This window comes from Lysinibacillus capsici (assembly GCF_003367505.1).
GTDB lineage: Bacteria > Bacillota > Bacilli > Bacillales_A > Planococcaceae > Lysinibacillus > Lysinibacillus capsici.
Map to the genome: position 1 here is coordinate 322690 of NZ_PXXX01000018.1, position 15779 is coordinate 338468.

Annotated in this window: 14 protein-coding genes; 4 read left to right on the forward strand and 10 right to left on the reverse strand. The window is 36.4% G+C overall.

The window, feature by feature from the left end:
- Positions 1–145: 145 nt before the first annotated feature.
- From C7B89_RS17170 to C7B89_RS17185, 4 genes are all read right to left on the reverse strand, one after another.
- Entirely contained in the window at positions 146–562 is a 417-nt protein-coding gene (locus tag C7B89_RS17170; RefSeq protein ID WP_054550010.1) for a YugN family protein, read from the reverse strand.
- Between the two features lie 136 nt (positions 563–698).
- Positions 699–1652: an alpha/beta hydrolase gene (locus C7B89_RS17175; protein WP_115674153.1), complete on the reverse strand. Its 954-nt coding sequence runs from the start codon at positions 1650–1652 to the stop codon at positions 699–701.
- Positions 1653–1683: 31 nt separating this feature from the next.
- A complete protein-coding gene (locus C7B89_RS17180; RefSeq protein WP_103118511.1) occupies positions 1684–2415 on the reverse strand; it encodes an SDR family NAD(P)-dependent oxidoreductase in 732 nt (243 codons plus the stop codon).
- Between the two features lie 20 nt (positions 2416–2435).
- Positions 2436–4061: a flavin-containing monooxygenase gene (locus C7B89_RS17185; RefSeq protein WP_115674154.1), complete on the reverse strand. Its 1626-nt coding sequence runs from the start codon at positions 4059–4061 to the stop codon at positions 2436–2438.
- Positions 4062–4187: 126 nt separating this feature from the next.
- Here C7B89_RS17185 and C7B89_RS17190 point away from each other — a divergent pair, with 126 nt between their 5' ends.
- The gene (locus C7B89_RS17190) at positions 4188–4883 is read left to right on the forward strand and encodes a response regulator transcription factor (protein ID WP_115674155.1); all 696 of its coding nucleotides are present in this window, start codon (positions 4188–4190) and stop codon (positions 4881–4883) included.
- 66 nt (positions 4884–4949) lie between these two features.
- On the opposite strand, the gene C7B89_RS17195 is transcribed toward C7B89_RS17190, so the two are convergent.
- The 4 genes from C7B89_RS17195 to C7B89_RS17210 form a co-directional block, all read right to left on the reverse strand.
- The gene (locus C7B89_RS17195; protein ID WP_115674156.1) at positions 4950–5411 is read right to left on the reverse strand and encodes an SAM-dependent methyltransferase; all 462 of its coding nucleotides are present in this window, start codon (positions 5409–5411) and stop codon (positions 4950–4952) included.
- A 91-nt stretch (positions 5412–5502) separates the two neighbouring features.
- Positions 5503–6693, reverse strand: a complete 1191-nt coding sequence (locus C7B89_RS17200) for a Ger(x)C family spore germination protein (RefSeq protein WP_048395091.1) — start codon at positions 6691–6693, stop codon at positions 5503–5505.
- Positions 6690–7787, reverse strand: a complete 1098-nt coding sequence (locus C7B89_RS17205; RefSeq protein ID WP_048395089.1) for a spore germination protein — start codon at positions 7785–7787, stop codon at positions 6690–6692. Before C7B89_RS17205 ends, C7B89_RS17200 begins: the two co-directional genes overlap by 4 nt.
- Positions 7788–7808: 21 nt before the next feature.
- Positions 7809–9476 (reverse strand): spore germination protein, encoded by a 1668-nt coding sequence (locus tag C7B89_RS17210; protein WP_115674157.1) that lies wholly within the window; start codon positions 9474–9476, stop codon positions 7809–7811.
- 223 nt (positions 9477–9699) lie between these two features.
- On the opposite strand from C7B89_RS17210, the gene C7B89_RS17215 reads away from it, so the two are divergent.
- The 3 genes from C7B89_RS17215 to C7B89_RS17225 all read left to right on the forward strand — a co-directional run bounded on the left by C7B89_RS17215 (position 9700) and on the right by C7B89_RS17225 (position 13871).
- Complete coding sequence (locus C7B89_RS17215; protein ID WP_115674158.1) at positions 9700–10704, forward strand: nucleoid-associated protein; 1005 nt, start codon at positions 9700–9702, stop codon at positions 10702–10704.
- Between the two features lie 381 nt (positions 10705–11085).
- On the forward strand, positions 11086–12210 hold the full coding sequence (locus C7B89_RS17220; protein ID WP_115674159.1) for a hypothetical protein: 1125 nt from the start codon (positions 11086–11088) through the stop codon (positions 12208–12210).
- Positions 12211–12380: 170 nt separating this feature from the next.
- On the forward strand, positions 12381–13871 hold the full coding sequence (locus C7B89_RS17225; RefSeq protein ID WP_115674160.1) for a serine hydrolase domain-containing protein: 1491 nt from the start codon (positions 12381–12383) through the stop codon (positions 13869–13871).
- A gap of 181 nt (positions 13872–14052) precedes the next feature.
- Here the strand turns inward: C7B89_RS17225 and C7B89_RS17230 are convergent, their stop codons facing one another.
- Together C7B89_RS17230 and C7B89_RS17235 are read right to left on the reverse strand one after the other, a co-directional pair.
- On the reverse strand, positions 14053–15048 hold the full coding sequence (locus C7B89_RS17230; RefSeq protein WP_115674161.1) for a DUF4179 domain-containing protein: 996 nt from the start codon (positions 15046–15048) through the stop codon (positions 14053–14055).
- The gene (locus tag C7B89_RS17235; protein ID WP_115674162.1) at positions 15049–15579 is read right to left on the reverse strand and encodes a sigma-70 family RNA polymerase sigma factor; all 531 of its coding nucleotides are present in this window, start codon (positions 15577–15579) and stop codon (positions 15049–15051) included.
- Positions 15580–15779: the final 200 nt, after the last annotated feature.

A 15779-nucleotide genomic window follows, 5' to 3' on the forward strand; every position in this document is an offset into this window, starting at 1 on the left:
ACCTCATATAGTAGTATGTGCTAATATCATTATAATGTTGGAAAATTCTTACGACAATTCTATTTATATTTTTGATTATATGTTCCCAAAATAATAAGGATAAAAGACATATAATTTTTTGCAGCAGCTATTTAAATTTATCTAACTAATGAATGAAAAATGGTAGTACTTTTTCTTCCACAGCTTGTTCACCTGCTTGAATCCATCTACTTTTATCATGAATGTATCCATCTTTATCAAGCGGAGTTTGAAATTGACTAGCACCAGTTGCATCTAGTAAGGAGCCCTCATCATAATCTAGACCAATATTCTCAACATGCTTAATGACAAATGGCTTTTGAAAACGAATTTGAGCATCTTCATTATCAAGCTCCCCTGATGTGACGATAAAAGGGACACGTAAATAAATAGTTTCTCCTGCCTCTTTCCATAATACCGAGTCAAAGCTACCTTTATAGTACTCCCAATTCCCGCCGATCGTGAAACCCCGATCGGCAATTTTATCTCGTAAATAGCCAAATCCTATCTCTTTTCCAACAATTTTTGAATCAAATTGTAACAATTTATCTTCTCCTCCTTTCACTCGATAAAAGTTTAACCTAAAAGACGATATTACAAACTAGCTAAAAGATCATTTTGCTGAACAAAAAAATCCCGAAACCTGAGTAGATTATGGTTTCGGGATTTTCGTAAATTTTTTATAAAGGCACTGAAATATTTCGATGTAACACATATTTAGCAGCTTCTACATACTCTGTGACAGCTCTTTGACTGACTGCGGCTGTAGGAACAATACTCTCAAAGCCATGATAGCAGCCTGGGTATAAGTGGAATTCAACATCTACTCCAGCCTGACATAGCTTGGTTACATATTGTAAAGTCTCATCACGAAACGGATCAAGTTGACCAACACATGTATAAGTAAATGGTAAACCTGATAAATCATCCGCTCTAGCTGCGGCAGCATATGGTGGTACATTGTCGCTACCATTTTCTCCATTCAAATACATTTCCCATCCCTTTTGATTGAGTGAGTGGTTCCAGATCATATGTCCCGTAATTTCTAATGAAGATGGGGTATTATTGCGATCATCAATCATTGGATAGAGCGGCATTTGGAAACTAAGCTTCGGATAATTTCGATCGCGTGTAAGTAGTGCAAGTGCAGCTGTTAGCCCACCACCAGCGCTTGCTCCAGCAATCCCTAAACGGGTAGGATCTATCCCTAATTCATCTGCATGATCTGCTACCCATTTTAACGCTGTATAGCAATCTTCAAGCGGAACTGGATAAGGATGTTCAGGCGCAAGTCGATAGTCTACAGATACTACAACACAATTCGCTTCATTGACAAAACGCTGACAAAGCACATCATCACCCTCTGGTGCTCCTAAGACATAGCCTCCACCATGAATCCATAGCAGGCCTGGGTATATTTCCTTTTGCTCTTTTGACTTATAAATACGAAGGCGAAGAGAATGATTATCATCAGGCCCTTGAATGACTTTATTTTCTACTATGATGTGCTCTTCAATTGGAGCTGGTACAGCAACGGCTGCCATTCCTTCTCTTGTAGCTTGTACATTATCCAAATCTAATGGGGGAAAAATTGCTAACGTTTCTTTTAGTTCTGAATCAATACGATGTTCCATTAAAATCCTTCCTCTCTTATTTAAAATGTTTTTACGATGTTAAACCGCCATCAATTGGGACGACAGCACCATTCACATAAGAAGCTTCCTGCGAAATTAAGAAAGCGATTACATTTGCAATTTCAGTAGGGTTTGCTAATCTACGTAATGGTCCATTTTCTTCTGGACTTGATGCCAATCCCTTTGTCATGTTTGTCATCACGCCACCGGGACAAATTGCATTCACTCGAATCCCTTTAGGTCCATATTCCATGGCTGCCGTTTTAGTTAATCCAATTACACCATGCTTACTTGCCGCATAACCACCTAGATAGGGTTGTCCCTGTATACCAGCTGCTGAGGATGTATTCACAATGACACCTGATTGCTGTTGCTCCATTTCTTTTAATACATACTTTAAGCCGAGAAACGCCCCTTTAAGATTGACCGAGATTATTCTATCAAACGTTTCCTCTTCTAAATCTCCCAGTAGTGTAGGTGGGCTTAAAACACCTGCATTATTGATAAAAGCATCAATCCTGCCAAATGTTTCTTTTGCAGCGTCCACATATTTTTTGACATCATTGCTTTGTGAAACATCAGCTTGGACAAAAATTGCTTGTTGGTGATATTCCTTAACAGCATGTAGTGTGTCTTGTCCACTTTTTTCATCAAAATCCACTAAAACTAATGCTTTGCCCATAGTGGCAAGCAATTTTGCAGTCTCTCTTCCTATACCACTTCCAGCACCTGTAATAATGACTACTTGTTGCTCCATATTGATATATGCTCCCCTCTCACAAACTATGATATTGATTTTAATTTCATTAACTTAAAGCCTACATAATTGTTTTGAGCCACTTCATTACAATGTTCTGTGTAATAATCAAATCCTCCTAGATAGATTAAAAAACTTCGAGGTTTGCCCTCAATATTGGCTCCCGTATACCAGGAATCACCTTTGACGTAGAGTGTTGCATTAGCAACATCTCGACAATGTGTGCTCCAAGCTTCCTCTGCTTCTATTGTTGGTTCCACAAGATCAATGTCATGCTCACGCAAATAATGCATGCACTCGGCAATCCATTCGACATGCTGCTCAATAGCAATCGGCATGTTCACGAGAACAGAAGGGCTTTCTGGTCCCGTAATCATAAATAAATTAGGAAAACCTTCTGTTGTGAGTCCAAGATAGGTTTGAACAGCTGCCCCATCCTTCCACTTCTCTTTTAATGACACGCCATTCCTTCCTCGGATATCAATCTTAAATAATGGCCCTGTCATGCCATCATAGCCTGTCGCAAAAATGATGATCTCTAAATCAAAATGGTTATCCGCCGTTTGAATACCTTCTCCTGTTATTTTTTGAATAGGTGATTCTTTGACATCAACCAGTAAAACATTCTCCCTATTATAGGTTTCAAAATAATCGCTATCTAAAACCTGTCTTTTCGTTCCATACATATACTTAGGACATAGTTTTTCTGCAACCACAGGATCTTTCACAATCTGTCTTATTTTGGAGCGAATAAATTCTGCCGCTTTTTCATTGGACTGTTCATTCGTTAACAAGTCATGATAAGTAGCTGAGAAGGCAAAGCCACCTTGTGCCCAAGCTTTCTCAAAAACCGCCTGCCTCTTATCATCAGGTTCTTCCATTGCAGATTGCTGATTTTGTGCAAAAGGTGTACCTGAAACCGAATTTCTCATGGAACGTTTTATCGCTTCAAAATTTTTCTTCGTTTCTTTGATAAAGTCCTCTTCATATGCATGGTTACGAGCGGGAATCGTATATTGTGGAGTGCGTTGAAACACCGTTAACTGCTCTGCTTCTTTTGCAATAACAGGTATTGCCTGAATCCCGCTTGAGCCTGTCCCAATAATTCCTACACGCTTCCCAGTAAAATCAACCTTTTCATGTGGCCAATGCCCCGTGTGATACCATTTTCCGTTAAATTGTTGCAACCCCTGGATGTTAGGAACATTTGCTGCAGATAGACAGCCTATTCCTGTAATAAAGTACCTTGTTAAAATGTACTGCCCATCGTTTAGATGAATCATCCATTTATGTTGTTTTTCATCAAAATGAGCTGCAGTGACTCTTGTGTTAAATTGGATATCTGATCGCAATTGAAAACGATCGGCTACGTAATTTAAGTAGCGTAATATTTCCGCTTGCTCTGGAAATCTAGATGTCCAAGTCCATTCTTCATATAATTCTTTTGAAAATGTGTAGTTATAATAGATGCTTTCAATATCACATCTAGCACCAGGATAACGATTCCAATACCAAACACCACCTACACCATCTCCAGCCTCGTATACAATGGTTGAAAAGCCTTTACTCCTCAACTGATGTAGCATATACAGACCTGCAAATCCAGCACCTAGAACAACTGCATCCACCTCTTTAATTGTTTGACTACTCACCTGTTGCTCCTCCTTACGCCAAAATAGAGAAATATGGCTTTACTTAGCTTAAATACTACAACTTACAGAAAATATTGAAAATTCCTTATTTTAAGCGTAGTATATACTTAAAAAAGGGGATAGGTCATGTCCAATCTTTATACCATTCAAAAACGTTTCGACACAGTACAAAGTTATGCCAACCATGAAGAGCTGTTGATACACATTTTGCAGGTATATTTAGATGCTTTTCCTATCAAGGATGCCTATTTATTGAGGTACTCTCCAATAGGCTTTGTAGCAGAAGGAATCATTTTTTTAAATGAATCGGGTGGTAGTCATATCGGTGAAATTCGTGAGGAGATTCGTAGCTTCCCTATTATTTATGCTGCTATTGAAGATAAGAAGGCTAAATTTTGCACAGGAATGGACTATTTAAAAAAAATCAGTATGAAATATTCTATTCCCTCGCAAAATAATACGTTTTTAATTGTCCCTATTTTCATTGGGTCATATGTTTTTGGCTATATTTGTAGTACTCAATTAGAAGAGGAAATCGATATAAATGATAAGCTGTTAGATGACATGACCACCTTTGGAAACATGATTGGACAGCTTATCATACAAGCTAGAAATAGCAAAAAAGAGGGCTTTCTGAGCAAGCGTGAATTAGAGGTAATGAGACAGGTAGCGCAGGGAGATAGTACAAAGGAAATAGCAGATGTTATGCAATTAAGTGAATTAACCATTACACAATATGTAAAATCTGCTATCAAAAAATTGCGTGCCAAAAATCGCTCTCATGCCATTAGCATTCTTTATCAAGAAGGAATCATTCTTTAAAAAATCAGGGGAGCACGCTACTCCCCTTTTTTAGTAACCCACAATTGTCTTCGTTTAACAATTTTATTACGCCCAGTAGGCCTTCATTAAATCTATTGACCACGCTGGCTGTTTAACATCGTCTTTAGGTAAAAATTCTTTCATTACAGGCTTTATATCTAGTATAGGTGTGCCATCTATGGCGTCTAGCCCTTGAACGATTAATCCTCTTGATTTGACCTCTAACAAGGCAACGATTGTACTTCCTAATTTATTGGGTCTATTTTTACCTCTTTGGGCGAAAATGCCAACCTCTGGATAATCATGATTATTTCTCGGATGTCTTGCCTCATATTGAATTTGATCGTCTGTAACCTTATCAAAATAAAAAATAATTTCTAGATGAGAAAAATCTTCTATTCCTTTTAAGGACGCCTCTTGGATATGATCAGCAAGTTCAATAGTTGAAATAATCTCTCCCCAATGATCATCTTTTAACATTTGCCGATTGTTACGAACGGTAGCGATTGATTGAATAGTATATTGCATGTCTTTTATCCCCCATCTTTTCGAATATCTACTATATGTCCTTTCATTTCAGTATAGACTAAATGGACAGAAAAAAAGATGATTAACAATGTTAATCACCCGACGTGCCATAATCCTTAATGGAAACCTTCACTTCACATGTAATAGGAACCTCACTAAACGTTTGATCCCATTCTTTTTTTCTTTTTTGCCATACTTTCGGGTAATCGATTCTTAGTTTATTGCCAAACCCAGAAACATCTGTTTGAAATTCATGTTGCGTTTTATCTAGTGCTTTCCTCACTAATCGCTCTATCTCTTTTTCAAATACTTTCTCTGCTTTTTTCAAAAATTGATTGTCAAATGCTTTATCGGAGAGAACCCAATGTTCAGCAATTCTTCCCTCTGATTGAATTTTTATCGTAAAGGAGATTTGATCCCCTTTTACATGTGGAATAATTTTACTTTTAGCTGAAATAATTTCATACACAATAGGTGCTCCTGACTCCTCATCAAAGCCTTTGACTAGGCCACCTTTCGCATCGCCAGACATCCATGCAATTCCTTCTAGGTCACTCTCATTTAAAAATCCTCGTAGCTTTTTCGTTTTTCCTTCAATGATAGCAGCGCCTGCAAATTTTACTTCTCCATTTTCCGTACTCACATTTTGCAATAAAAAGCTAGAGTCTGAATACAGCTTCCCCTCTAGTTTGGCTACGGTCATCGGAGGCAAAATTTTTGTCGTCCTTTCATGTCCCTCCATCATTTCTACTAATTGAAAGGCAGGAATTTTAGTTGGTTCATTTGTTTCAAGTGCCTGACTTGCCTGATCCTGAGCAATAAAGAGCAGTCCACTCGGCCGTATTTCTAATTCTCTTAGAAAAAAATCCAACGTTTGTTGAAGATTGATAGTACTAGCTAATTCCTCACCGATAATAATTACTTTGGAATGTTCAGCAAAGGAACGTTTATCAACCTTTAACAGCATATTTCGTAAAGTTGGTAACACCGCATCACCTGTCTCAGAAACATTTTTATACGCTTTTTCTGGCAATGCTCCCTCTTTTGTTCCAGAAACCGTAGTCTCTGACGTAACAAATTGATTGGTAATTGTTAGCAACTGTCTGTTTGCATACCTAGCATCTTGTTGCTCTTCAGAGGAAACATCACCCGTTTCTAAATCCAATGATGTACCTACAATAAGACCTAAATCCTCAATCTCTTTACTACTCCAACAGCCAGTAAGAAGTAAGGTTACCGTTGCAACTAGAAGTAAACGTACACAACACTGAATTCGCTTCATGCTTTCTTTCCTTTCAATTTCGAAATAAGGAGTAAGGTTATCGGTACTACACCAAATAAAATTAATGCAGCATGACCAATCTTATCGCCAAATGTAAATAGATCGTTAATATTTTTAGGTGTCATCGCAATAATGTAAATAATCGGAAGTAGCCCGTATAAGAAGGGATGCATATTTTTCTTAAACAGTTGGGCTAATCCTAAAGTAGCGGCATAATAAGTAATCGTAAAGGTAGCAAAGATTTGCATAATCCAAATTACAAGAAGAAATGACTCAAAGCGTTCAAAAATTAAACCAGGGATTTCAAAACTTCGCATTAATTCAATTGTTGGCCAAGTCCTTGTCAAAACCCCCTCAATGGATAGAGCACCAATGACCATCACAACCGTGATGACATAAAAGAGCAAAGGTATGGCTATACCCGCCAGTACAACCTTTACGGCTTTTGATTTATCTGAGGGGTACATAAATGCCACAAGTAGTAGCATAATTTCAGGCCCTAAAAATGCCAGTGTCGCTGTTTTTATTCCCTTTAACATCGGAACAACGCCCAGACCGAGTACTGGTCTCAAATTATCGATTTCAAAAATCCCTAAACTTAAAAAGGCCACAAGTAAAAAAATAACAAAGGTAATAGGAAAAATGATTTCAAATAAGCGAGCGATTGTGTTGATGCCACCGCTTATTAAGTAAAGTCCAACCCATAAAAAAGGCAAAATAATCGCCCAAGTGGGGGTTCCTTCTAATAAGAAGAGAGAAGTTACTTCAGCCATGATGCGAACTTCAAAGGCAGAAATGGTAAAAAAGTAGGCAATTACACACGCACTTATAAACCAGCCTAACCACTTCCCTATGATATCTTGATTATATTGATAAAATGTTTTGTCAGGGTATTGTTGGCTTAGCTTCACAATGATTACACCTGCAATCATTGCAACGACTCCACCTAAAAATACACTAATCCAAACATCTGGCGTTTTTACTTTTTCTACAGATGCACGAGGTAAAGTAAGAATCCCAGTGGCAAGAATATAGTTAATAATAATAACAACTGCTTGTGACGTCGTTATTTTATCTTTCATACTGCTGTTCATGGCTGTTTTGCTCCCTTTCTCTTATTCCCCTTTGCGGACCGAATCTTTTGGCTTTAACAATCTTGGACGATGCTTCATCATCTTTAACGGCATTCGCACCATAAAATCTTTCCAATCACCTGCTCGATACGGAATAGTTGGGCTCAAATATGATACACCGAAGCTCTTTAGCTTTACCAAATGACTGCAAAGGAATAAGAAAAATAGAATGATGCCATATAGTCCAAATAAAGCTGCGGAAAACATCGCCACAAAACGTAGCATTCTTAGCGTGATACCAGCATTATATTGAGGGATAGCAAAGGAGGAAATTGCTGTTAATGCAACCACAATGACCATGATTGGACTAACAATTCCTGCCTGTACGGCGGCTTCTCCAATAACAAGCCCTCCAACGATCCCCATTGTCGGACCAATCGGCTTCGGTAGACGAAGTCCTGCTTCTCGTAATATCTCAATAGCGACTTCCATAATGAGGGCTTCAATCAATGCAGGAAACGGTACCCCCTGCCTTGTTGCCATCATGGACAGCGCTAGTTTAGTGGGAATTAAACCTTGATGAAACGATACAAAAGCAATGTACAGGGATGGGCCAAATAAAGAGATGCCTGCAGCAAAATAGCGAAGCAAGCGAATAAGTGAGCTCGATAACCAACGTTCATAGTAATCCTCTGGTGATTGCAGTAGCATATTAAACGTGACTGGCACAATTAATGCAAAGGGAGTTCCATCTAAAAGAATTGCGACTCGTCCCTCTAGTAAAGCAGCAATAACCCGATCAGGACGCTCGGTACTTTGCACTTGCGAAAATGGGCTGAGATAATCATCCTCAATCAATTGCTCAATATATCCCGATTCAGCAACATCATCCAAATGGATTGTTTCAATTCGTTCCTTCACCTCTTTGACAAGATTAGGCTGCACAATTTCATCTATATAGGCTAAAACCAACTCTTTTTTCGTACGTTCGCCTACTTCCATCTCGATAATCGATAAATTTCGATTCTCACCATGCTGTCTTAATAAAGAGGTATTCACACTTAATTTTTCCGTGAAGCCCACTCTTGGTCCACGTACCATTGCTTCAGAAACAGGCTCCTCAAGATTTCGAGTTTTGCCATGTGCCGTACCAATGATAAATACATTCTGTATGCCATCCACAATTAATACAGTGGAACCAGTTAATACTTTCCCAACAGCTTTCATGACTTTCGATTCCTCTAGCAGTTCACTCACTGGTAGGATTTCATTTCTAATCGATTGTTGTAATTCATGACCTCTTAAAACAGACGACTTTTCTGTATGTCCATTCATTAATGATTTCAAAATATGTTTGTCAATTAATTCTTTATCGCATAATCCTTTAAGAAAAACGATCGCTGCACGATTATCCGTATTTCCTATTTGAAATTCTCTAAAATGAATATCCCAATTATGGCCAAGTTCTTTCCTCATTTGTAAAAGATCTTTATTAAAATCTCCTGTAAATTGCTCTAACGTTTTTTGAATAGGTATGTGTACCATCTCAACTTGTTCACTATTTTCTTTCATCTCAATTTTGCCATTGCTCTTATTAACAAATAAAAAAACATGAAACAATTTATAAATTAAATATGGAATAAAAAACGCTAAAAAGCCTTGTAAAAAAACTTGCCAATGTGGCATGTAGGAAATCACCTTTTCCCACATATTGATCACCCTCTTTAGTACACTTGTACAGAGTATCCCTACATGTTTTTATCTTTATCTAAGCAGCAGTATTTTAAACTTCCAATCCTCAACATTCTTTTATAATAAGACACTAACATTCGGTGACGATAAAAAACCAGCCTTAAATGAGTACTGGTACTTATAAAAGCAATCTTTAGCTTATGGTATACTAGCTACTATGAAAAATTAGAAGGTGAAATTTATGCTAGAAGTCAGTGAAAGTAAATTAACACAATATAGTCTGCATTTTTTGAGTGAGACGCTTATTTTAGGAGAAGAAGTTTTTACACAACCTGAGGTCATGTTAGAAGCAGCCTTTACACAGCTCGCTTTTAGTAAAATTGATGTGGAACAGCAATATGAATTTTTCCATGAAAGCAATATTGCACTCAATGAAGTTTTTACGTATTCAAGAGCTATTTTCGAACAGGGAAGTAACTTCCTAGAACACTCACAAAATATTGCCAAACACTTACATAGTGTGTCACAGCATCCTAACATCAAAAGCGGAGAACTGTTTATTGGCCTTTTTGAAAATTGTTTTCTATTAAATGAGGCTAAAAAGATTATCGCTATTGTCAATATTGATGAAAAAGAAATGTTTTTAGATGTGAAAAATGAACACAATCAAATGATCGTGAACGGCGTGGATGGCATTAACGTGAAGAAAATTAATAATATGGCTATTATTGTTGATATGGGACCAGATCAATCTCCTGCCGTGTATATTAAAACAAAACGTAAAGAAGATATTGTTTATTGGCAAGAACGATTTTTAAAAATTAAGGCAGCGGATGAACATTATTATAAAACCAATTTAGCATTAACAGAATGTAAAAAATTCATTTTAAAGGAAGAAAATTATACAAGCACAGAAAAACTTGGGCTCTTGAATAAAACACTGGATTACTTTAGAAATGAAGAGGAGTTTCAAGTGAATCATTATATTGAAACTGTTTTTGAGCAAGCGGACACTACTCAAAAAGATATCATCATTAATTCGGTCAAACCCTATGAGACTATCATTTCTGATAGTGCGCTAGAAAAAGCTGAAAAGAAATACAAACGTAAAATCAAACTGGATTCCAATATTGAAATCCAAGTAAATATTCAACATATCGACCAAATAGATGAATTAATTGAAATTGGCTATGATGAGGCAACGAATCGCAAATTCTATAAAATCTATTTCCAGGATGAACAGTAGAAGAGCTTGGATTAAACGGATGCAAGTTATCTTATGAGATTAAACATTAGAATGACAGCGTCTCTCCTAAAATCTTCAATTAGGAGAAAAAGAGCTTAAAACAGTATCAGCTGCAATAATGCCTTAGTTCGTGCCCTTGAATTTTCTCTGGAAGCGCACTAATCCTTGTAAATCTTTGCTTCGATAATCAACCCTTTGCATGGTCTGTGCTGTAAATAATAGCTATTTTTCAAAGACTACAGATACTAAAACAGTGAGTCTTATCATGAATCCTCCACTCTTTAATTTCTTAAAATTTTTTTCAAAAAGTTAAAACTTTTTCAATTGGTAAAACGTCTAATAATTGGTAACAGAAGTTAACCTAAAGGAGAATTGATAAATATGAAAAAACCTGCTAAAAAAACATGGCTATTAGCTTCAGCATTAACACTTGGGATGGCTGTATTAACACCGCTTCAAGCTGGTGCAACAGCTGTTGATACAACAAATAATGTAACGATTCAAATAGAACAAAAAATAACAGGTACCATTAAATATTTTGATGGTGGCAGCATTACCCTTAAAGGAACAGATGGAAAAAACTACTACATCGGTTTACACAATTTCTCAGATAAACAAATTGAGCAGTTAAAGCTAGCAGAGGGTCAGGAAATTTTAGTTGAGGGTAGTATTGTGAAAGATTACTCAGATTTCTTTACCTTTGCCGTCTATAAAAAAAGCTTACCTAAAGAAGTAACAAAAGAAGAATTAGTTCAACTAGAGAAACTCTTTTCTGACATGAAAAAGGCTGAAAAAGAAGAGAATTATGAGGAAATGGAACGAATCTATGTGGCGATGGATAACATCACAAGACCTTACGAATTAGCAAATTGGCAACCTGAGCCTTTTGAAGAATTTATTAATGAAGCTGCATTCGCTGAAAAAAATATTGTTATCAAAGCACAAGATAAAGAACAGCTAAAAACACTTTATAGTAACTGGATTAAGTATGTAAAAGAAAATAAAACGGATGAGGCATCAGCAAACATTGATAAAATTTTCACTATTCTTGAACCTTATTACCAAGAATTATATCCACCTTTAACTTTTGAAGAGTATATGGCGGATATGAACGTCGATTTAACAAAAGAGGAACTTGCAAAACTTAAAACGCTCTATGAAGAGGCACAAAAAGCTGAAAAAGATAAAGACGAAGAATTGGCCATGAAGAAATGGGATGAATTCTATGAAATACTTCGCCCACACTTTAAACCAGTTCCCTTCGAGGAATATATGGCAGATATCGAATTCAGCATTAGTAATGCGGATTACGCAAAATTAAAACAACACTATGAAGAAGCAGTTGCCCTTGAACAAAAGGGTGAAGATGAAAAAGCTGGCGAGCAATGGGAAGCCTTTTATAAAGTTTTAGACCCTTACTATGAAGCGAACAGAGAAATTCTTATCTCACCATCTAAATTAACATTTAACGGTCAAGATTTTACGCCAGAGCCAGAAACAAATTAAATAAAATTTTAAGGGCCCTCCTATTGGTTTTAGGAGTGGCCCTTTTTGAAGTGACAATTTTGTCATGTTATCCCGGAAATAGTCATGTTAATCGATGGTTTACCCTTATTTTTCTTGTTACAGTAAACCATGTTGTCACAAGCACATTACGTTCTAAGGAGAAAAACAACATGACATTATTCATGAAGAAATCGGTGATGATGACAGTAATGTTACTATTTTTTACTTTCACACCCGGATTTGGACACGCAGCATCAAATGATACAATTAGTAAAATTGATCAGTTTATTAAGGAGCAGCAAACCATTAGTAAAATCCCAGGAATTTCAGTAATTATTGTTGATAAAGGGAAAACCGTCTATCAACGGGGCTTTGGCTTTGCAGATACGAAAACAAAAACGCCTGTTACCTCTGATACTCTTTTTGAGTTGGGCTCCACGTCTAAGGCATTTACAGGACTCGCTATTTTACAATTAGAAAAACAAGGTTTGTTAAAACGATCAGATGATGTCCGAAAGTATATCCCTTGGTTAACATTATCCTATAATGGCGAGGATCAAGCTGTGACAATACAGCAGCTATTGTCTCATACTAGCGGAATTCCCTCAAATTCCATTACTCGAATTCCAGAAAGCACAGCAGATAATGCCCTTGAATTAACAGTTAAAACACTGCTGGATCAATCACTAAATCGTCAACCAGGGAGTTCTTTTGAATATGCAACCATCAACTATGATGTCTTAGGCCTCGTCATTGAACAAGTTGCAAAACAGCCATTCGATCAGTATATTCAACAGAAAATTTTACAACCTGTTGGTATGCATCAATCTTTTGTAGGAATTCACCAAGTACATTCCACACATATGGCTTCTGGCTATAAAATAGGTCTAATGAGAGAGCAGCGATACATACCACCTATCTATCGTGGCAACATCCCTGCTGGTTATATCATCAGTAACGCTAATGATATAGCCAGATGGTTAAAATTACAGGTAGGAAACAGTGATATCTATTCAATCAGTAACAATTTAATTCAAGAATCGCATACTCCAGATCTAACAGTGGAGCCTTTTGATACGAATACTTACTATGCAAACGGTTGGGCCGTTGTGAAAAAGGACACAAAGTCATATATATACCATGCTGGTGAGAATCCAACCTTTTCCTCGTATTTCATTTTGCAACCTGACGAACAAATCGGCGTGGCTATTTTAGCCAATATGAATACAAGCTCTACAACAGCGATTGGACAAGGTGTCATGGATTTATGGGAGGGCAAAACGATTGACATGCAACATATCAGCAGCTATCAAAAGCTAGATAAAATTGTAACAATCATATGTGCTATCATCATCGCAATCAGCATTATTTTCTGTTATCTATTCGTTCAAAATATACGCAACCTTTATAAAAAACAACGTAGTATGGCAAATCTAAATTACAAAAGAATATTGTTATTATCTGCCCATACTATACTTGTGGCGACAATGCTGACAGCACTATTTATCACGCCTAACATAGTACTTGGCGGCTTAAATTGGACATTTATTAAAGTTTGGGCACCAACTTCTATTACATTCCTGTTGTATAGCTCCATTTCGGCCAGTCTTCTATATTTATTAATAGGCTTTTTGATGATTGGTACTAAAAGGAATAATTAAAAATTTAATAGTTTAAAAGATATTTAGCTACAATTAATAGCTTTATTTTGACTGAATACTGCGTAATATGAGCTAAAGGTAAAGATACTGACCTGTATCATTCATTGCAACTACATCCATCTTTGAAGGTAAGAATTGATTCCTTCAGCACTTTGGAAAGAAGTTGTAGGAACAGACCATATCATTTTAGAGAAATATTAATACTTGGGAGCGGAACAAGCTCTTTCCGCTCTAATGTTTTTTCATCAACAATTCTTATAGTTGGCGTAATGATTAGCGTTCGAATAGTAGAATCAGGTATAAAAACCTCAAAATAACCATTTACTCGCCCAGAACCGCTTTTAATAGTTGTTGTTCCTACATTTTCATATACATTTCCAAGATTATCTTTTATGTCTACCATTAAAAATTCTGTCTCCCAATCAAGATTTCCCTCAAAATAAAGAGTGGTTATATATTTTCCCTCTGTTATTTGATTATAAAATAACTGGTATTGATCATTACCAAATGGTATATTTACTTTTCTTGAATAGGCTCGGGTTGGTGTAAGTTCTAACTGAAAATCCCAAGCTCCTTCTACAAGAGTCGTATTTTCCATACCTATAAAATCTTGAGGACGCCATTGAACATTTACCTTTTCATCCATTACTTTGTCTGAAATTCTCGCTGTAAACATACCAATCCAAGTAGCCTCATTCTTTTTAACGATTTGATGACTAAGTACGTCTAACTTGTTTCCGTTGACTTCTAAATCGCCCTTCCAAAATAGAGGGGGTTCATCTATCGATTGTTCGTGTTTCATTTCATAACTAACCGATACAATCGTTCCATCGAAAAAAGCCTCAGCTAATTCAATGGAGGTTCCGTTACTTTCGTCTATTTGATTGATGATTGATGCATTATCACTAAATACTTGTAATTGGGGATTATCATTGTTATTTAATAGTTGCTGTACAATTGGTACTCGATTAGCCACTACAGGTAGCCAAATGCTACTACTAGTAAAAATAAATGTGAGCATGGCGACAATACTAACCCACTTCCATTTTTTAAATACATACTTCTTGGTTGAAGATGACCGTAAAACACTTTTTTCAATATTAATCTTTTCCCAATCAGATAATTCAATTGGTTCAATCTCTTCAATATCTATTTCGATGAAGTCCTTTTCGTTCATTTAGATACCTCCCAGCTCTTCTGTTAACTTTAACTTGCCTCGATATAAACGATTTTCTACAGCTGATTTAGATAGACCAAATATCTCAGCGATTTCTCCGTTGGAATATCCTAAGTAGTATTTCAAGAGAAAAATTTCCTGATCGTTTTTACTTAAATTTAAAATACTGATAAATAGTTGCTCTTTTTGTACCTTTTGTTCGACGATTCTTTCTGGTAGATCCTTGCTATTTGAAATTGATGAAAGTAACTCGACTGTTTTAGGCTTATTTTGAAGGCTTCTATATGTATCAATCGCTTTATATTTTGCAATAACGCCAATCCATTTGTTAAAATCAATCTCATCGCCAGTAAACTGAATACTCTTTTGCCAAATGGTTAGAAATACATCGTTGATACATTCTTCAATAGCTGTTTGATTGGGCTGTAACACTTTCACTACAATGGCTTTAACATAACCTCCATATTTGTTAATCACTTCTCTTAAAGCTTGTTCATCCTTTTTTTGTAGCTGATTAATTAATGAATACACGAAGTTAGAAAACCTCCTTTCCTTTCTTCTCTACAAGTAATAACGAGCAAATGAAAGAAAACTCTCACATTATTTAAATAAAAAAACAAATGATTCCTTTCCGCAACACATTGTAGCTAAAAATAGAAACGGAAAAACATAGACTTACTGTTTCAAAACCGCTCCATCATCATGCATCAAAAAATTATTTTTTATCTTCT